The organism is Arenicella chitinivorans (assembly GCF_014651515.1).
GTDB classification, from domain to species: domain Bacteria; phylum Pseudomonadota; class Gammaproteobacteria; order Arenicellales; family Arenicellaceae; genus Arenicella; species Arenicella chitinivorans.
In genome coordinates, this window is sequence record NZ_BMXA01000001.1 from 836179 (window position 1) to 855857 (window position 19679).

Consider the following 19679-nt stretch of genomic DNA (forward strand, 5'->3'; position numbering starts at 1 on the left):
GTTTTTGGGATAATGAGTAAAAGTACAACAACACCAGAAGAAAAAGGCCTGGAGTTCAATCTAAAGCACCGTGTTACCGGCGCGGCCGTGCTTCTGTTCTTTGGTGCGTTGGTGATTCCGTGGTTGTTGGGGCCGCCGAGTGCTGCCAGCAAGGCAGGCGTTGATGAAATGGTTGACGAGGAAGCGACGTTGGCCTCTGCAAAAGAAATCGAACGAGTACTGCTTGGGCCCGATGCGCAAACGGCGGAGGTGCCAGAAGAAACCGTCTATATTTCGAAGATTACCCCGTTGGACGGAACGTCGCAGACTCAGGAGGACGAAGCTGCGACCACCAAGCAGGTGGACTCCAAAGCAGAGAAAGTCGCTGAGCTGAATGACGATGCATCGTCATCTAGCTCTGAGGCGGTCACCAAAAAAACGCCTGAAGTGGCAAAACAAGCTACTACAAAAACAGAGACTAAGCCGACTCAAAAGCCCGTTGACGATGCCAAGCAAGTAGCGGTTAAGCAAGGACAGACCGAGCAGAAAGCACGCGAAAAAGCGTTGTTGGCAGCATTAGAGGCAGAAAGTAAAACCGAAGCCAACAAAAATTTGACGGTTGGCTGGATTGTGCAGGTCGGCCTCTTTGTCGAGAAAAGTGGTGCGCAAGCGCAGGTTAACGCGTTGAAAGAAAAGGGGTTCAGCGCACACACGACCGTGGTCGATACCAATCGTGGGCCAAAAACAGGAACTCGCGTCTGGATTGGGCCATTTGAAAAGCGCACCGACGCCGAATCACATAATCAGCAGTTACGTGCAAAAATGGGGAAGGCCGGTTTTATTCGGGTGTATCCTTAACGTTTGATTAGATGGCAACTTAAACGCACTATTTACAGCAAGAGAAATAATTATGGGTGGATTTGATTGGATTATTGCGGTGGTTTTTCTGATTTCCGTTTTAATCGGTGCAATGCGAGGATTCGCCAAGGAAGCATTGTCACTAGCTGCTTGGATCGTATCAATTTGGCTGGCCTTCACTTTTTGCTCTGAAGCCGGGGAGTTTGTAAACCAGTATGTTCGGATTCCAAACCCAACGTTCCGAGACTGGGCAGGCTTTGCTGTAATTTTTCTGGGCGGATTGATTGCCTTCGAATTGGCGAGTTATCTAATCATCAAACTATTGATTCGTGGTCCTGTTCGCGGGGTTGACCACGTGCTTGGAATTGGCTTTGGCGCCTTGCGTGCTGCTGCGATTGTTGTGGCTTTTGTCATCGTTGGTCGTGGCTTCGCATTAGAAGATTCTGGTTGGTGGCAAAACTCAAGGCACATCGGCTACTTTGAAATGATGGCGGATTCGATCGAGCCGTTATTTCCTGAGAGTTGGCGTGTTCAGACTGAGGAAGCAGTTGATCAGAGCAAGGCAGTGATTGATGTCGCTGGCAACTTGACTCCCAAGACTGAGACGGCCCAGGAATTTGAATCCGACCTTGATGAGGCAACTCAGGAATAAAAAAAGTTGCAACATGTCAGCAAGTGCTGAGAAATGTTGTATGATTCGGGCTTTCCGATGTGCTGCAGGTTATGTCGTTCGTGCAGCATACAAATCACCACCTTAGATTTGCCAGAGAGAAGATTATGTGCGGTGTGTTAGGTATTGTCGGTAAGTCACCCGTCAGCACCAGCTTGTACGATGGGTTGACCGTGTTGCAGCACCGGGGCCAGGATGCCGCTGGTATCTTGACTTGCGATGAAAACGGGTTTGTGAACCTGCGCAAGGACAACGGTCTGGTCAAGGATGTGTTTTTTACACGTCATATGCAGCGTTTGACCGGAAATATCGGGATAGCACACTGCCGCTATCCGACCGCCGGGTCAAGTTCGCCTGCTGAGGCGCAGCCGTTTTATGTCAATTCACCATTTGGTATTGCCCTAGCGCATAATGGTAATCTCACTAATGCGGATAATCTGCGTCGCCGTATTTTTCGTGATGACCTACGTCACATCAATACCACATCGGACTCGGAAATTTTACTCAATGTGTTAGCGCATGAAATCTACAATGCGTTAGGCAAGAATACTTACACGCTTCGCAATAAACATATTTTTCAAGCAGTCGAAGGTGTATTCAAGCGTTGTCGTGGTGGTTATGCGGTCGTGGCTTACATTATGGGTGTCGGTTTGGTCGCGTTTCGTGACAAATTTGGCATTCGCCCTTTGATCTACGGGTATCGAGACACCGACAACGGCCGCGAGTATATGGTGGCGTCCGAAAGTGTTGCGTTGGACAGTCAGGGCTATAAAGTCATTGCCGATGTAAAGCCCGGTGAAGCGATTATTCTGCCGATTGAAGGCGAGATCGCCACGCATCAATGCGTAACCGATTACAGTTATGCGCCATGCATTTTTGAGCAGGTCTACTTGGCGCGTCCAGATTCCATGATCGATGGCATCTCGGTATACCGTACGCGTATGCGGATGGGTGAGAAATTAGCGCGCAAAATTCTGCGTGAATGGCCTGATCATGACATCGACGTTGTGATCCCGATTCCAGATACCAGTCGCACCGCCGCGCTCGAGATGTCTCAGTTGTTGGGTGTGCGATACCGCGAAGGTTTTATTAAGAATCGTTACATTGGCCGCACGTTTATTATGCCGGGTCAAGAGCAGCGCAAAAAATCGGTACGGCAGAAGCTGAACGCGATTGAGCTCGAATTTCGCGACAAGAACGTGATGCTGGTGGACGATTCTATCGTGCGCGGTACCACCTCAAAGCAAATTGTGCAGATGGCTCGCGAAGCGGGCGCGAAACGAGTGTATTTTGCCTCTGCCGCGCCTCCAGTGCGCTATCCAAACGTGTACGGGATTGACATGCCTGCTGCCTCTGAGCTGATCGCGAATAACCGCACAGTTGAGCAGGTGCAGGAGCAAATTGGTGCAGATCGGTTGTTCTATCAGGATCTACAAGATTTGATTGATTCGGCATCGGAGGGTAATCCACAAATCACCGAATTTGATACTTCCTGCTTTAGCAAGCGTTATGTTACTGGCGATGTGGATGACGCATATTTCAAGCGACTGGAACGACTTCGTAGCGACGATGCAAAGAAATCCAAAAGTGGTGCGGGAACCTCTGAGCTGCGTGACGTCAGTCAGGTTTCCAATTAAAGAACATGGTGAAAAAAGCACTCAAAGATTACCGGCCCGCCACCCAAGCTGTCAGAGTGGGACAGTTACGCGGTTCAGAAGGCGAGCATAGCGAGCCGATTTATACGACATCGAGCTTTGTGTTCGATTCAGCTGCCCAATGTGCGGCTCGGTTCTCGTATGAAGAGCCTGGGAATATTTACTCACGTTTCACCAACCCCACGGTACGCGTTTTCGAAGAACGTCTGGCCGCGCTGGAGGGCGGTGAGTCTTGTGTCGCCACAGCCTCGGGCATGTCTGCTATGTTGGCGGTGTGCATGTCAGCCTTGAGTGCAGGGGATCACGTAGTCTCGGCACGCTCGATCTTTGGTGCGAGTCAGATATTGTTGAGTGGTTTGCTGGCAAAGTTCGGTGTTACGACCACGTTTGTGGATCTGAGCGACCTTGCCGCATGGCGGGCCGCACTGACTGATAAAACACGCATGGTGTTTTTTGAAACGCCGACCAATCCGTTAATGGAAATTGCGGATATTGCTGCGATTTCAAATCTGGTGCATGACTATGACCCGAACATTAAGGTGGTAGTCGACAATTGCTTCTGTACTCCGGTGCTACAACAGCCGCTAAGCTTAGGCGCCGACGTTGTATTACACTCGGCCACCAAGTTTATTGATGGGCAAGGTCGATGCGTTGGAGGGGCAGTTGTCGGTGACCAGTCCTTTGTTGGTGAATCAGTGCTTGGGTTTATGCGAACAGCCGGTCCGTCGATGAGTCCGTTTAATGCATGGACGTTTGCAAAAGGTTTGGAGACGCTGGCGCTGCGGGTAAACCAAGCCTGTGATAACGCGGCTCAATTGGCTGACTATCTCTACACACACAAAGGGGTCGCCAATGTCTATTACCCTGGTTTGACCAGTCATCCGCAACATGCGCTGGCAATGCAACAGCAGGGTAAGGGCGGTGCGGTGGTGTCGTTCGAGGTCAATGGCGGTCGAGATGCTGCTTGGCGCATTATTGATCAAACACAGTTGTTGTCAATTACCGCGAACCTGGGTGATACGCGAACCACAATCACGCACCCATACACTACGACGCATGCGCGCTGGTCCGAGGAAGATAAAGCTGCCGCTGGCATAACGGAAGGACTAATCCGAATTGCGGTTGGTTTGGAAGACCCGCTCGACATTATCGAAGATATTCGTTTGCCAAGCCTCTGATTTGCACGCTAACAAGGTTGCACGACCTTGTCTCGCCAGTATTGCCTCTTATCGCAGTTAAAAAAAAGCCCCGCAAAGCATGTGCTTGGCGGAGCTCACGGTCTTAGCTTTGTTATCGCTATTTATCGTGCTTCATGAAAACTGAATCAATAAATCACGAAGGCTGCTAGGTTGGTTGTTAGAGTTCAGCGCGATAACTTTGGCGACAAATACTAGAATGTCAGTAGGGCATTCACACCCAGAGTGCCGACATCTGCGTCGCCGGAATCTTGGGTATATTCAACTTCGATAATACCTAACTCATTGATGCGATAGCCGATACCAACACCGACGGCGATCGAGACATCTTCATAGTCACGGTCTAGCAGGCTGACCGGCGCGATGTTCAGATCAACATACGATAGACCGCCTTTGAGCTTGTAAAACAGAGCGCCTGGCGAGCGATAGGTAAAATAAGCGTTAATGATGTCGGCTTCATAGGTGCCAAATGCATCTGGTCTTGCTGGTACGAGGGCGAGATTGTTCACCACAGAAACTTCACCTTCGTCCGCATTAATGTATTCGATTTCAAAGCTGGACGTACCTTGGCCAACGCTGGTAGCAAATTCATAACCCAGAACGATGCCAACGCCATCGGCATCTTTGGTGTCCGCAACATTCGGGTCGACATTGACGTATTTGGCGCCAACTATCCATTTGCCTGGTGCCTTTTTGCCGAAGAAAGGCCCATCTGCGTCATCGGCAGCAAACGCTGGCGCGCTGGTAGCCAGGCACGCAATCGCAGCGAGACTGCTTATGAGATTTAATTTTTTCATTTTTGTATCACTCCCTCTTTCATCTAGTCGGGTCTGAATGTGTCAAACGGGTCGACAAACCGAGGTCTACAGCAGGGGAGAATCCTACAATTGATCCACGGATGACACAGATTTTACGGTTAGGCCGATCTGAATCGGTTTGTATGAGGCTAAACCTTATAATAAAAAACGTTACACTTCAATGATTTGAGTATATTCCTTTGGGTAATTTAAGAAGTTGTTTCTAGGATTAATTCGGCCTGTCTATCGTGTAATACGGCTTGGTGCGAGGCCTCGCACATTGTAGAATCGCGCGCATGAGGATTCTTGCCAGTATGCTGTTTATTCTGTTGATCTACCTACAGGCCAAATTATGGTTTGGCGGTCACGGTGTATTTCAGTTATGGTCACTGCAAAATACCATCGCGCAAGAGCGTGCACGTAACGACGAACTTAGTCAACGAAATGAAGCGTTGCATGCCGAGGTCAAGGAGTTGAAAGAAGGGCGTGAAGCACTCGAAGAGCGTGCGCGGAGTCAGCTTGGGTTTATCAAGGACGGCGAAACCTTTTACCGAGTGATTCCACACGCGTCAGATAACACCGCCGATTCACAGCCCTGAATCACGCGATACTCTGGTTGTCGATGTGTAGGCCGTTGGCATCGGCTCGAAGAATGCTGCTGGTTTTGTCCCAGTCTCCCAGCACATAACGTGTTAGTTGGCCGCCATCTGCGCCAGCATAGCGATGGATATTTTGGCGGTGCGTATGGCCGTGGATCATCTGCGTAACGGCATGCTGTTCAAAGGTTTTCAGTACCGCTGATTCGGTGACATCCATGATTGACATGCTGACTTCGGCTTTATGTTCATGGCTCTGCATGCGTGCTTCTTTGGCTTTGGCGATACGTTCTGGGATGGAAAGAGTCAGAAAGGCATCGCAGAATGGGCGATTAGTCATCATTTGTTGCCGAAACGCCTGATGCGCCACATCATCGGTGCACAAGCTGTCGCCGTGCAGAAGCAGTGTTGGCGTGCCATACAGATCAATGACGCTTTCATCAGGTAGAATCTCAAACCCAGTACGTTGGGTAAATGTGTCCCGTACCAAGAAGTCTCGATTACCTGCGATGAAATAACATGCTGTGTGCTGGCTGAGCTGTTTCATGGCGTCCAGCAGTGGATCCGCGCCGAGCATGCTGGCGGCGTCATCGCCGATCCAGAATTCGAATAAATCCCCCAGCACATAGACGCGCTCTGCGGTTGGTGCGAGTGAGGACAAAAAGTGTAAATACGCCGAAATTAGCTCTGGCCTTTCCGGCGTCAAATGCAGGTCAGAGAGGAAGTAAGTATGCATCCGTGTATTGTATGCGAGCTTGTCGGCAAAGGGCAATCCTGCAGTATTTTGTGCTGTGAGCTATCATCTTGATGAATGTTTTACATTGCTAAATTTACGAAATGCCTAACATTCAACGGTTTAAGTGTTTGCAAGGCCGCGAAAACACTGGAAAAAAGCCGAATTGGCCGTTGCGTTTAATCCCTCTGCGTTTATAATTTCTCGCTCGACCAAAGCGCCCGCCAGCGGGCCTTTTTCTTTGGAAGTCATACGTGCCGCTTCAGCACAGACAACCAAACCAGCTGATCTAATAGACGGAGACTACGGTGCAGTTAACCGGCGCAGATATTGTTGTCCAAAGCCTTAAACAAGAAGGCGTAGATTATGTATTCGGGTACCCGGGCGGTGCCGCGCTGCATATTTACGATGCGTTTCATCGACAAGATGATGTGCAGCACATACTGGTGCGCCATGAGCAGGGCGCCACACATGCCGCAGATGGTTATGCGCGCGCGACAGGTCTGCCCGGTGTGGTGCTGGTTACGTCGGGTCCAGGCATTACTAATGCGATTACCGGAATCGCGACCGCCTACATGGATTCGATACCGATGGTGGTGTTGTCGGGCCAGGTGATGGCACCGCTGATCGGGTATGATGCGTTTCAGGAGATTGATGCCGTTGGTATCAGCCGACCCTGTGTGAAGCACAACTTTTTGATTCAAAATGTGGAAGATATCGCGTCGACCATCAAAAAGGCATTCCACATCGCAACCTCTGGTCGTCCGGGGCCGGTGTTGGTGGATATTCCGAAAGACATTACAGCGCACGTTGCTGAGTTTATTTACCCTGAGTCGCTAACTATGCGTTCCTACCCGCCGGTGCCGTCGGCACGTCCGGCGGAGATTGTTGGTGCGGTTGAAGCGATTCTGAATGCTAAGAAACCGGTTGTTTATACCGGCGGTGGTGTCGTGCTAGCCAAAGCACAGGCCGAGTTACGTGATTTTGTCCGTACGCTTGGGTTCCCTTGCACAAATACGTTGATGGGGTTGGGCGCTTATCCTCATGATGACCCTTTATTTTTGGGTATGTTGGGTATGCACGGCACCTACGAAGCGAACATGGCGATGCATGAGGCTGACCTGATTGTTGCGCTCGGTGCGCGCTTTGATGATCGTATTACCGGTGCGTTGGATGATTTTGCACCCGGTGCAAAAATTCTGCATGTTGATATTGATCCATCGGTGATCGATAAAAACATCAAAGCTGACATCGCTATCGTGAGTGATGTCAAGCAGGTGCTCACGCAGTTCAATCGAGAGCTGCAGCGTCGCAAAAACGATATTAATCCTGAGCTAACCAAAGCCTGGTGGCGACAAATTAATGAGTGGCGCGGACTGGATAGTCTGTGGTACGAACAGAGTGATACGGTGATCAAACCACAATTTGTGGTTCAAAAACTGCACGAGGTCACTGGTGGCGAAGCTTACGTGACATCCGATGTTGGCCAACATCAGATGTTTGCCGCGCAGTTCTACGGTTTTTCTGATACGCACAAGTGGATCAACTCTGGTGGTCTTGGCACCATGGGGTTTGGTTTGCCGGCGGCCATGGGTGTGAAATTTGCCCACCGTGACGCTGACGTAGCGTGTATCACCGGTGAGGGCAGCATTCAAATGTGTATTCAGGAAATGGCGACCTGTAAGCAATATGACCTGCCAGTCAAGATCATTAACCTGAACAACCGTTATCTAGGGATGGTGCGTCAATGGCAGGAATTCAGCTACGAGAAACGCTATTCGAACTCGTACATGGATTCGCTGCCTGATTTTGTCGCTTTATCTGAAGCTTACGGGCATGTTGGTATGCAGATCACGCAGCCAAGTGATGTCGAGGGCGCATTAAAAGAAGCCTTTGCATTGAAAGATCGACTGGTGTTTTTGGACTTTATTACGGATCGTGAGGAGAACGTATACCCCATGATCGAGGCAGGTAAAAACCACCACGAAATGCGTCTTCGTCCGGCCAAATAGTTGCGTCACTAGCAACTGACCAAATCTAGTAGGAACTCGTATGCGACACATTATCTCGGTACTTCTTGAAAACGAATCCGGCGCGTTATCACGCGTGTCTGGCTTATTCTCCGCGCGTGGTTACAATATTGAGTCATTAACGGTAGCGCCGACCAATGACCCAACGTTGTCACGCATGACCATTGTGACAGTCGGCGATGATCGCAAAATTGATCAGATCGAAAAGCAGCTAAACAAGTTGGTGGATGTTGCTGCTTTGGAAGACATTACCGTTAGTGGCCACCTGGAGCGCGAGGTTATCCTGGCAAAGGTGGTCGTGACACCTGAGCAGAAAACGGATTTGGATCGTGTTGTCGCTGCCTTCAATGGTTCGTTGATTGACGTGTCTGCGTCACAATCGATCATTGAGATGAGTGGCAGTAGCGAAAAAATTGACGAGCTACTGAACAGCTTGTCCGGGGTTCAAATCATCGAAATCGCGCGCTCAGGCGTGACCGGTTTATCTTCCAGTGAAGGCGCGCTGACGGTATAGCGCCACAAGACAAAATTTTCAACGTTTACGCTGACAAGCAATATAGGTTTAATCATGCAAGTTTATTACGATAAGGACTGTGATCTCTCGATAATCCGTGGCAAAAAAGTAGCCATTCTTGGCTATGGCTCACAGGGCCATGCGCACGCCTGCAATCTGCAGGACTCTGGTGTCGATGTCACTGTCGGACTGCGTCCTGGTTCGTCTTCAATTAAAAAAGCCGAAGCACATGGCCTCAAAGTGAACACGGTGCCTGAGGCGGTTGCCGCCGCAGACTTGGTGATGGTCCTGACGCCAGACGAGTTCCAATCAAAACTGTATGCAGAAGAGATCGAGCCTAACTTGCAACAGGGTGCAATTCTTGCTTTCGCACACGGATTCGCGATTCATTACAATCAGGTTGTGCCGCGCACGGACTTGGACGTCATCATGATCGCGCCAAAGGCGCCAGGTCATACGGTGCGCAATGAGTTCGTTAATGGTGGTGGGATTCCAGATCTAATTGCTGTGTTCCAGAATGCCAGTGGGAACGCAAAAGAGGTGGCGTTATCCTATGCGTCGGCAATCGGTGGTGGCCGTACTGGCATCATCGAAACAACATTCAAAGATGAAACTGAAACCGATCTGTTCGGCGAGCAAGCGGTATTATGCGGTGGTGCAGTCGAGTTAGTTAAAATGGGCTTTGAAACCCTGACTGAGGCGGGTTACGCGCCGGAGATGGCGTATTTTGAGTGCCTGCATGAATTGAAGCTGATCGTTGACTTGATGTATGAAGGTGGTATCGCCAACATGAACTACTCGATCTCAAACAATGCGGAGTTCGGTGAGTATGTGACGGGTCCGAAAGTGATCAACGAGCAGTCGCGTGAGGCAATGCGTGCCTGTTTGAAAAACATTCAAAACGGTGAGTACGCCAAGCAGTTTATCTCTGAGGGCGCGCTGAACTATCCAATGATGACAGCGTGGCGTCGCAATAACGCAGCGCATCCGATCGAGAAAACCGGTGAGAAGCTGCGTGAGATGATGCCTTGGATTCAAAAAATCATCGATAAAGATAAGAACTAAATCCAAGTTAATTTGCCTGAGTATGATAGGCTCTGGGCATCTATGCTGTGTGCGGCGTACTGAAGCAGTCTTCAGTACGCCGTCTGGTTTTTTGGGCTGGCTGTTTGCCGCCTTCTCTCTAAAAGGTAGAACACTATGAAACTGATCGACTCACACCCGATCCTGGCCCGGGAAGGGTGGTTTTATCTCGCGCTGACTCTGTTTGCGGCAATTGTGACCAGTGCGGTTTTCCCATGGTATGTGGCGATTCTGTTCTGGGTAATTTTTCTGTTCGTGTTGCAGTTCTTTCGCGATCCGCATCGTCAAATTCCAGAACAAGACAATGCGCTGATATCACCGGCCGACGGCAAGGTTATTTTTACTGGTGTGGTGGATGACCCGTATCTAGATCGTAAGGCGTTTAAGATCAGCGTTTTCATGAATGTCTTCTCGGTGCACTCGAATCGCGCACCCGTCGCGGGCACGGTTAAGAAGGTTTGGTATCATCCCGGTTTGTTTGTGAATGCCGCGTTTGATAAAGCATCAGAGCAAAACGAGCGCAATGCTATTTGGTTGCAAACCGCAGAAGGCCGTGACGTGATCTCCGTGCAGGTGGCCGGATTGGTTGCGCGTCGAATACTATGTTATGTCAAACAAGGCGATTCTCTGGAGCAGGGGCAGCGCTACGGGTATATCCGTTTTGGAAGTCGGGTTGACTTGTTCTTGCCGGTCGAATTCTCTGCTGCGGTGAAACTGGGCGATAATGTCAGTTCAGGCACATCGATTCTTGGCAGCTTCACGGCGTAAGCGCGAATAAAATCATGTCCATTTCCTGCTTTGAGCTTGTATAATCGCGGGCATGAGTTCAAAGCAGCCTAAACTTACGTCAGTTGAGCCGGAATCGGAGTCTGATCAGTTCGAGAACCGTGCTAAACCCGCTAAGGGCATCTATGTGTTGCCCAACCTATTTACGACAGCAGGGTTGTTTGCTGGTTTTTACGCGATTATGCAAGCGCGGCTTGGGCACTTTGAAGCCGCGTCATTGGCCATCTATGCGGCCATGGTTATGGATATCTTGGATGGTCGGCTAGCGCGTCTTACCAATACTCAGAGTGCATTCGGTTCTGAGTATGACAGTCTGTCGGACATGGTTTCCTTTGGGGTCGCGCCAGCAATGGTGTTGTTTGAATTTGCGCTGTCGGAGTTGGGGCGTTTTGGTAGTCTGGTTACCTTTGTTTATATCGCCTGTGCGGCCTTGCGTCTGGCACGATTCAATGTGGTGGCGAGTTCAGATAAAGCCTATTTTACCGGTATGCCCAGTCCTGGTGCGGCCGCCATCATGGCCTCAATTGTCTGGGTGTCCGTGGATTATGATATCGATGTGTCGGCCATTTCGGGGCTGCTCGCCGTGGTGATGCTGGCAACTGCCCTCGCGATGGTTAGCAATATCAAATACCGTTCATTTAAAGATGCAAACTTCCGCGATCAAATGCCCTTTGTCGGTCTGATCATCGGTGTCATGATCTTCGCCTTAATTTACTGGGATCCACCGATGGCGTTCCTGTTGTTCGGTCTCGGCTATATGCTCAGTGGCGCGCTTTTTTACGTATTAAACAAATTTAAACACCCGTCCGAGGATGCAGAAGAAGAGTAAGCTCTGCGTTCCCGTTTTAGATATCTTGAAACCTACGGATTATACGAACTAATGAAGCTAGAAGGCAGCATTGTTGCTTTAATAACGCCGATGCAGGCTGATGGCAGTGTGGATTTTGCTGCACTGACCCGTCTTATTGAGTTTCACATTGCTGAGGGTACCGATGGCATTGTTGCGGTTGGGACCACGGGTGAATCTGCGACTCTAACGGTCGACGAACATTTGTCGGTAATTGAACACACTATTAAGTGCGTGAATAAGCGTATCCCGGTGATTGCCGGAACGGGTGCAAACTCAACACAGGAAGCGGTGCATTTAACCAAGCATGCGGAACGCTTAGGCGCGGATGCGGCTCTGTTAGTGGTGCCGTACTACAATAAGCCTACGCAGGAAGGCCTGTATCTGCACTACAAAAAAATTGCAGACTCTGTACCGATCGCGCAGCTGCTGTATAACGTGCCAGGACGGACCGTCGCAGACCTGCATAACGAGACGGTTGCTCGACTCGCTGATATTGACAATATCGTTGGTTGCAAAGACGCAACCGGTGATTTAATGCGTGGCAAGGCGTTGGTGGATCTGTGCGGGGACCGATTAACAATTTTGTCTGGCGATGACGCTACGGCTTTGGAGTACATCAAACTCGGCGCACGTGGAGATATTTCTGTAACTGCAAACGTCGCGCCGGGATTGATGAGCAAAATGTGCGCTGCTGGATTGACGGGCGATTTCGCGGCTGCGGAGCAATACGATGAAAAACTACGTGGATTGCACCGTGATCTGTTTTTGGAATCAAATCCTATTCCGGTTAAGTACGCCGTGTCAAAAATGGGCTATACTGCGAACGCCTTGCGTTTACCGTTGACACCGTTAAGTGCCAAACACGAACACGCTGTCGCGGTCGCGATGACAGAAGCGGGTATTTCACTCTAAGAAAACCAATATAATGATGAATGTAATTCAGCAACAAAACAGGCACAAAACGCTCGCTTTAGATGCTAAGGCGTCGGGTCTCACACTCTTCAGCGCAGCCCGTTGGATCATGCTCAGCTTGATAGCGGCCTGTCTACTGACTGGCTGCAACAATAAGCGGATCATCCAGACTGTGGACGACAGCGCGGAGTATCAGTCAGCGCGCGCCTTGCCGCCGTTGATCAAACCTTCCGGTTCGCCAGCCAGTGAACCCGTTTTGGACGACGAGCCTGAGATGCCTGAAGATGTGGTCATTACCGAGCCGGAAGAGCCTGCTGTAGCGGTGCAAGCTGCACCGGTCTCAGAGCCAGTGTCGCAAGCCCCGCAACGCACATTGACGGCTCGGGTGGTTGAAACGCGAGACGGCCGTTCCAAGCTTCTAATCGATGCGCCCCTCACTGAAGCTTGGGCGTACCTGGCGGCAAACTTGCAAAAGTCAGATGTCACCATTTTTTCTCGCAACGAAACTGCCGGCCGATTCGCGATCGGCTGTACCGACATCCCTGAACAAGCAGTGCGTGTTCAGAAGCGCGGCGGATGGTCTATTTTTACGCGCGACAAGACCGAACCAAGCGAGTATTGTGGTCTACAAACCGTGGAAGAAAAAGGTCAAACGGCGGTGACCGTATTAAACCGTGCGGGGGTTGTGGTGCCCGCGGAGAGCAGCAACAAGATCTTTGCTCGAATATTAAATAACCTATAAGTAACGCCGGACTCCCTACGTTACGACGACCAGTGACAGTTGAAGTGAGATAGATTTATGCAACGTGGTGAAGAACTTTACAGTGGCAAGGCCAAATCAGTGTTTGCGTCTGAGCAAGACGACGCGCTGATCTTGCATTTTAGAAATGACACTTCGGCGTTCGACGGTGAAAAAGTGGCACAGCTTGACCGCAAAGGTATGGTCAACAATAAGTTCAATGCATTCATCATGCAGCACCTTGAAGCCAACGGTGTTACCACGCACTTTCTAAAAGTCCTGTCAGAGACCGATTCACTGGTACGTAAGCTCGACATGATTCCGGTTGAGTGCGTGGTGCGAAATATTGCTTCTGGGTCGATTTGCCGCCGCCTTGGTGTTGACGATGGGTTGGTGTTAAATCCATCGACGTTTGAGTTTTTTCTCAAGAACGATGCCCTACATGACCCGATGATCAACGAGTCTCATATAGCTACGTTTGGCTGGGCAAGTCAGGCCGATATTGAGCAGATGAAGAAAACCACGCTGCAGGTAAACCAGATTTTGTCCAAGCTATTTGCTGATGCAGGGATGACTCTGGTCGATTTCAAGCTGGAGTTTGGCCGTCAAGGTGACACCTTGTATTTGGGGGACGAGTTCTCGCCAGATGGTTGCCGAATCTGGGATGCTGAATCGCGTGAGAAACTTGACAAAGACCGCTTCCGCAAAGGCCTCGGCGGCGTCGTCGAAGCGTATGAAGAAGTGGCTAAGCGTCTGGGGTTGCAGATTTGACGCCCGCTGCTGTCACCATTGCCTAAACAAGGCTATGCATAAACAAATAAACGCCAGACTGCGGGCCAAGCAGTCTGGCGTTTGACTTTTGATCCTGACTGAAAATTTAATCTCTACCGATGGAAATTACCATGTTGCGACTCCGTGGCGGCCAAGCGCTTTCCAGCTTTCGAATTCAAAAAATTGTGGCTGACTTACAGCAACGCGTTCCTGCATTGCAGTCTATTCAGTCTGAATACCAGCATTTGGTGTGTTTGAAACCGGGTGTCGAATCGTTAGATACGCCCAGCATGCAGACATTAGAACGGATACTCGCCTATGGTCCGAGCGGCCCTGAGATAGAACATCAAGGTCAGAGAGTGTTTGTAGTTCCACGTATCGGTACGATCTCTCCATGGTCAACTAAGGCGACGGATATTGCGCATCATTGTGGCCTTCGTGATATCGCACGAATCGAGCGTGGAATCGGGTTCTATATACAATCCAGCTGCGAGTTTTCGAGTGCAGAGGTGGCGCATATCGCTGCGGCGTTGCACGATCCGATGACGGAATCGGTGTTACAGCAGATTGATGACGCAAATGCATTGTTTAAAGCCGAAGCACCAAAAAGCCTCTTTGAAGTGCCTTTGTTGTCGGAAGGGCGAACCGCATTGGAGTCAGCGAACACAGAATTAGGGCTGGCGTTATCCGATGATGAAATCGACTATTTGGTTACGCAATATACGCAGTTGAAAAAGAATCCGACTGACGTTGAGTTGATGATGTTCGCACAGGTTAATTCGGAGCACTGTCGGCACAAGATTTTTAACGCTGACTGGATAATCGATGGCGAGCAACAGGCACATTCTTTGTTTCGCATGATTCGCGAAACACATAGACAAAATAGTCGTGGCACGCTGGTTGCCTATTCCGACAATTCGTCGGTCCTCGAGGGCAGTACTGCGGCTCGATTCTTTGCCGATCCAGCGTCACACGAGTACGGCACGTCGGATGAGCCTATTCACATTTTGTGTAAGGTGGAAACACACAATCACCCGACGGCTATATCCCCATTTCCAGGTGCAGCCACCGGGTCCGGCGGGGAGATTCGTGATGAGGGCGCAACCGGTCGTGGGTCAAAACCTAAGGCGGGCCTGTCTGGCTATTCAGTCTCGAACCTGCGTTTACCGAGTCTGCCGCAACCCTGGGAGACACCGGAAAATAAACCGGCACGAATTGCATCGCCTTTACAGATCATGCTGGAAGGCCCGATCGGCGGAGCGTCGTTTAATAATGAGTTCGGGCGGCCAAATATCGCTGGCTACTTTAGAACGTATGAGCAGTCGATTTCATCGGCGGAAGATGTACGCGGTTACCATAAACCAATCATGTTGGCTGGTGGACTTGGAAACATACGTGCACAGCATGTTGAGAAAAACATCATCCCTGACGGCGCATATATCGTGGTTCTTGGTGGTCCGGCGATGCTGATCGGTCTGGGCGGTGGTGCTGCTTCCAGTGTGGCTTCAGGTGAAAGCAGTGAACAACTGGATTTTGCCTCCGTACAACGTGGTAATCCCGAAATGCAACGCCGCTGTCAGGAGGTTATCGACACTTGCTGGGCGATGGATGAACATAATCCGATTATTTCAATTCACGATATTGGCGCCGGTGGTTTGTGTAACGCCTTGCCTGAACTTGTCGGTGATGCTGGTCGTGGTGGTCGCTTTGACTTGCGCAAGGTGTTGAATGATGAACCGGGTATGTCACCAATGCAGATCTGGTGCAATGAAGCGCAGGAGCGCTACACATTGGCGGTGGCGCCAGAACGCCTGGCTGAATTTGAAGCAATTTGTCAGCGTGAGCGCTGTTTATATTGCGTGGTTGGTCAAGCCACAGACGATGAAGTACTTGTCCTGGATGATCCACATTTTTCAGAGGGGACAGAGCGTCAGAAAAAACCAATTGATTTGCCAATGGCAACGTTGTTCGGTAAACCGCCGAAAATGCTGCGAGATGTCGCTACTGCGGAGCGCCACGCGCCGGCATTGTCGCTCGATGAAGTCGACCTGGCTGAGGCGCTAGAACGTGTCTTGGCATGCCCAACTGTGGCGGATAAAACGTTTTTGATCACCATTGGTGATCGCAGTGTTGGGGGCATGATTGCACGAGATCAAATGGTGGGCCCATGGCAGGTGCCGGTAGCCGATGTTGCGGTCACTACGTCGGCGTATACTGGGGTCAGTGGTGAAGCAATGGCGATGGGCGAACGTACCCCCTTGGCATCGGTAAACGCGCCTGCCAGTGGTCGGATGGCCATCGGCGAAGCGCTGACGAACCTGTGTGCTGCCAACCTGCGAGATTTATCCGAGGTAAAACTATCCGCTAACTGGATGGCCGCGGCGGGGCATGAGGGCGATGATGCGGCGCTCTATGCCACCGTGAAAGCAGTCGGTATGGAGCTATGTCCACAGCTTGGTATTGCGATTCCGGTTGGCAAGGACTCCATGTCGATGAAGAGTGTGTGGCAAGACGATCGCGGACAACAACACAGTGTAACTGCGCCAGTCTCATGTGTGATCAGCGCTTTCGCCCCGGTATCGAATGTGCACAAGGTGTTGACGCCGGTGTTGGATCAGGCCCCAGATGCTGCGATTTACTTGTTGGATTTGTCTGGCGGTCAACAACGTCTAGCGTGTTCGATTTTGGCTCAGGTTTATCGTCAGGTTGGTACTGAAACGCCCGACGTCAACGACCCTGGATTACTTAAGAATGGGCTGCTTGCTATCCAGCAACTGGTTGCTGATGGCTTGCTGAGTGCATACCACGATCGCTCAGATGGCGGTATGTTGACTGCGTTATGTGAAATGGCGTTTGCCAGTCGTAGCGGAATGCACATCGAGTTGGATTGCGCGCCGGAGGCTGCGCTAGCTCAGCTGTTTAATGAAGAGTTGGGTGTTTTGGTGCAGATTCAATCACAGAATCTGGCCGCGGTGCACGCGGTGTTGAGAGAACATGGTATTGAAGCCGCATTAACCCGTGTTGCAGTGCCAGATACGAACGGCCGGATTTCAGTGCATGTTTCGGGGCAGGAACGGCTTAATGCCGACCGTAAGGCACTGCATCGCGTCTGGTCTGCAACCAGTCATGCGATGCAAGCGTTGCGTGACAACCCAGAGTGTGCACAGCAAGAGTATGATCGGCTTTTAGATACCGAGGATACCGGTTTGTTTGCAAACCTGAGCTTCGATCCAAATCACGATATTTGTGCGCCGTATGTCGGTGGCAGTAAGCCGCGCATTGCGGTGCTTCGAGAGCAGGGCGTCAACGGACATATCGAAATGGCGGCGGCATTCACGCAAGCCGGTTTCTCTGCAATTGACGTTACCATGAGTGATTTGCACGAAGGCAGAGTTAGCTTGGAGGAATTCAAAGGGCTGGTCGCGTGTGGCGGCTTCTCGTATGGTGATGTGCTCGGTGCTGGTGAGGGCTGGGCCAAATCAATTCTGTTTAATGCGCATTTGCGTGATGCCTTCAGTGCCTATTTTGCACGCACAGACGCCTTTGCACTGGGTGTGTGCAATGGTTGTCAGATGATGTCGAATTTGAAAGAAATTATCCCCGGCGCAGACGCATGGCCGCATTTCGTGAAAAACGCTTCTGAGCAATTTGAGGCACGTTTGGTGCAAGCCGATATTCCCGCTGATACACAGTCGATATTTATGGCCGGTATGCAGGGCTCGCAGTTACCAGTGGTCGTTGCTCACGGTGAGGGTCGTGCAGAATTTGCTGATGGGGTATCCGCGCGCAATGTGGCAATGCGTTACATTGATTATCGTGGTCATGCTACCCAAACATACCCGTCGAATCCCAACGGTTCGCCGCAGGGGATCGCTGGATTAAGTAATGATGACGGACGAGTCACGATTATGATGCCGCACCCAGAACGCATTTTCCGCACAGTCACGAACTCGTGGCGCGATGCGCGCTGGGGCGAGTACGGCCCATGGATGCGTATGTTCCGTAACGCGCGTGCTTGGTTGGACTAGCCTTATAGGCTATAGAGCGCGGATAAACTCGCTTATTGCATTGAGTAGTAGGTCGACTTCGTTCGGTGAACTGGCGTCTCCGACCAGGACATGTTGGGCCGGGTCTTTGGATTGGGTGAACGGCAACACGACGGTTTGTTCGCTACCCAGTGCGTCAGCAAATTCAATGATTTTGCTGACGTCGATCACATGATCTTGTGGTGAATACACGATCATATGTGGCGTGGTGATTCGCTGCTTGTCAATTTCGGCTACCTCGTCTACCAAGTCCAACATCGGCGCAATTGCGTCGATGGGGTAGCGTTCAGTCCAATACTTAGCGTGAAATTCATTGTGTGGTGTGAATGAGTAATAGTCACCTTTGAGTATTTTCACAAGCCAGCGACCCAAGCGCCATTGCAGCAGTTCGGAACTGCGACTCTTAACGGCGAAATTGGGTGAGATGAGAATCGTGGCAAATGGGGCATCGGCGTCGCTGATGTTCGCATTCAGCCAAGTGGCGAGCGTGCCGCCAGTCGAGGTGCCGATGACAATGATTTTTCTGCCTAAACGTTGCGCTAGCGCCAGTGCTTCCTCAGTGTCTTGTTTCCAAGCCGCCACCGAACCGTCAAGCATGGCATCTTGGCTTCGACCATGTCCCGTGAGGCGAGTATAAAATACGTTTGCCTGTAACGCGTCAGCCAGTCGATCAACTAACGGGTGTAGCTCCATTCGCGTCGCTGAAAACCCATGCAGGTACACGATGGCGAAATCTGTTTGTTGTGTCTCTGCGTAAAACCGAATGTGCTTCTCGGTATTTTCGACAATGTCGGAATGGTTGGCTTCGAGTTGTGCCAAGCCAGACTGCATCTCGGCCAAAGGTGCTGAAATCACGCCGCTTAGATCAGCAGAGGCGGCGCTGGATAGTATTGTCGCTTGTATGATTAAAGTGATAAAGATCAATAACTTGTATTGCATTTTTAGACTAAGTTTTGAGTTGGTTGACTGACTATCTACTAAATTATTACTGAAACCGGGCCAAAAAGCTTGATATATCCCAATTGCGATTGCGACTGTTCTTTGATAATGTGCTTTTACCCAATACTTGAAGGAAAATTTAAAGTGTCAAATCAAACAGTTATAGGATTCTTTTCGAAGAGTCTCTCAATGCCGGTCGGTATTTTGGCGAGTCTGTTGTTGTGCAGCGCCTTACCCAGCGCTGCCGTAGCTCAGGACGTCAATCAAATCCGTTGGAAAAGTGAAGCGCAGGTACGCCAAATTCTTGGTGAGCCCATCAGTACCACACCGCCGGTCGGCACACATGCAACGTATACCCTGTGGCGATACGATGGGTATACGGTGGCGTTTGCGAACAGCAAGGCGTTCCACCTGTTTCGCACAGACAGCTTGAATACAATGGAATTGAACGAGAATCGAGCGGAAGGAAGTTGACGCTCTGTTACTGGAGTGATCAGCGTTTGATCATGCCGCCTCGTTTCCACA

General features: G+C 50.6%; 18 protein-coding genes. 15 read left to right on the forward strand and 3 right to left on the reverse strand.

Annotated elements, in window-relative coordinates; translation table 11 throughout:
• Positions 1-12 precede the first annotated feature (12 nt).
• From IE055_RS03655 to IE055_RS03670, 4 genes are all read left to right on the forward strand, one after another.
• On the forward strand, positions 13-837 hold the full coding sequence (locus IE055_RS03655) for an SPOR domain-containing protein (protein ID WP_189398626.1): 825 nt from the start codon (positions 13-15) through the stop codon (positions 835-837).
• 52 nt (positions 838-889) lie between these two features.
• Positions 890-1489: a CvpA family protein gene (locus IE055_RS03660; RefSeq protein WP_189398627.1), complete on the forward strand. Its 600-nt coding sequence runs from the start codon at positions 890-892 to the stop codon at positions 1487-1489.
• Positions 1490-1614: 125 nt separating this feature from the next.
• Positions 1615-3144 (forward strand): amidophosphoribosyltransferase, encoded by a 1530-nt coding sequence (gene purF / locus IE055_RS03665; protein WP_189398628.1) that lies wholly within the window; start codon positions 1615-1617, stop codon positions 3142-3144.
• 5 nt (positions 3145-3149) lie between these two features.
• A complete protein-coding gene (locus tag IE055_RS03670) occupies positions 3150-4340 on the forward strand; it encodes an O-succinylhomoserine sulfhydrylase (protein ID WP_189398629.1) in 1191 nt (396 codons plus the stop codon).
• A gap of 212 nt (positions 4341-4552) precedes the next feature.
• On the opposite strand, the gene IE055_RS03675 is transcribed toward IE055_RS03670, so the two are convergent.
• Positions 4553-5155: an outer membrane beta-barrel protein gene (locus IE055_RS03675; RefSeq protein WP_189398630.1), complete on the reverse strand. Its 603-nt coding sequence runs from the start codon at positions 5153-5155 to the stop codon at positions 4553-4555.
• Positions 5156-5451: 296 nt separating this feature from the next.
• On the opposite strand from IE055_RS03675, the gene ftsB reads away from it, so the two are divergent.
• Complete coding sequence (gene ftsB, locus IE055_RS03680; RefSeq protein WP_189398631.1) at positions 5452-5754, forward strand: cell division protein FtsB; 303 nt, start codon at positions 5452-5454, stop codon at positions 5752-5754.
• 1 nt (position 5755) lies between these two features.
• Here the strand turns inward: ftsB and IE055_RS03685 are convergent, their stop codons facing one another.
• Positions 5756-6487 carry a UDP-2,3-diacylglucosamine diphosphatase gene (locus IE055_RS03685; protein WP_189398632.1) on the reverse strand — a complete coding sequence of 244 codons (732 nt, stop codon included), beginning with the start codon at positions 6485-6487 and terminating at the stop codon, positions 5756-5758.
• Between the two features lie 305 nt (positions 6488-6792).
• Here IE055_RS03685 and ilvB point away from each other — a divergent pair, with 305 nt between their 5' ends.
• The 9 genes from ilvB (at position 6793) to purL (ending at position 18197) form a co-directional block, all read left to right on the forward strand.
• Complete coding sequence (gene ilvB, locus IE055_RS03690) at positions 6793-8496, forward strand: biosynthetic-type acetolactate synthase large subunit (protein ID WP_189398633.1); 1704 nt, start codon at positions 6793-6795, stop codon at positions 8494-8496.
• A 40-nt stretch (positions 8497-8536) separates the two neighbouring features.
• The gene (gene ilvN, locus IE055_RS03695; protein WP_189398634.1) at positions 8537-9028 is read left to right on the forward strand and encodes an acetolactate synthase small subunit; all 492 of its coding nucleotides are present in this window, start codon (positions 8537-8539) and stop codon (positions 9026-9028) included.
• Positions 9029-9082: 54 nt separating this feature from the next.
• Entirely contained in the window at positions 9083-10093 is a 1011-nt protein-coding gene (gene ilvC, locus IE055_RS03700) for a ketol-acid reductoisomerase (RefSeq protein ID WP_189398635.1), read from the forward strand.
• A 135-nt stretch (positions 10094-10228) separates the two neighbouring features.
• Positions 10229-10879, forward strand: a complete 651-nt coding sequence (locus IE055_RS03705; protein WP_229794116.1) for a phosphatidylserine decarboxylase — start codon at positions 10229-10231, stop codon at positions 10877-10879.
• Positions 10880-10931: 52 nt separating this feature from the next.
• Positions 10932-11726 carry a CDP-diacylglycerol--serine O-phosphatidyltransferase gene (pssA, locus tag IE055_RS03710; RefSeq protein ID WP_189398636.1) on the forward strand — a complete coding sequence of 265 codons (795 nt, stop codon included), beginning with the start codon at positions 10932-10934 and terminating at the stop codon, positions 11724-11726.
• A 51-nt stretch (positions 11727-11777) separates the two neighbouring features.
• A complete protein-coding gene (dapA, locus tag IE055_RS03715; protein WP_189398637.1) occupies positions 11778-12659 on the forward strand; it encodes a 4-hydroxy-tetrahydrodipicolinate synthase in 882 nt (293 codons plus the stop codon).
• Between the two features lie 13 nt (positions 12660-12672).
• On the forward strand, positions 12673-13401 hold the full coding sequence (locus IE055_RS03720; protein ID WP_229794117.1) for a hypothetical protein: 729 nt from the start codon (positions 12673-12675) through the stop codon (positions 13399-13401).
• Positions 13402-13458: 57 nt separating this feature from the next.
• On the forward strand, positions 13459-14169 hold the full coding sequence (gene purC / locus IE055_RS03725) for a phosphoribosylaminoimidazolesuccinocarboxamide synthase (RefSeq protein WP_189398639.1): 711 nt from the start codon (positions 13459-13461) through the stop codon (positions 14167-14169).
• 131 nt (positions 14170-14300) lie between these two features.
• Complete coding sequence (gene purL, locus IE055_RS03730; protein ID WP_189398640.1) at positions 14301-18197, forward strand: phosphoribosylformylglycinamidine synthase; 3897 nt, start codon at positions 14301-14303, stop codon at positions 18195-18197.
• Positions 18198-18206: 9 nt separating this feature from the next.
• On the opposite strand, the gene IE055_RS03735 is transcribed toward purL, so the two are convergent.
• Complete coding sequence (locus IE055_RS03735) at positions 18207-19154, reverse strand: alpha/beta hydrolase (protein WP_189398641.1); 948 nt, start codon at positions 19152-19154, stop codon at positions 18207-18209.
• A gap of 189 nt (positions 19155-19343) precedes the next feature.
• Between IE055_RS03735 and IE055_RS03740 the strand changes: the two genes are divergently transcribed.
• Positions 19344-19628, forward strand: coding sequence for a hypothetical protein (locus tag IE055_RS03740; RefSeq protein ID WP_189398642.1), 285 nt, complete (start codon positions 19344-19346; stop codon positions 19626-19628).
• Positions 19629-19679: the final 51 nt, after the last annotated feature.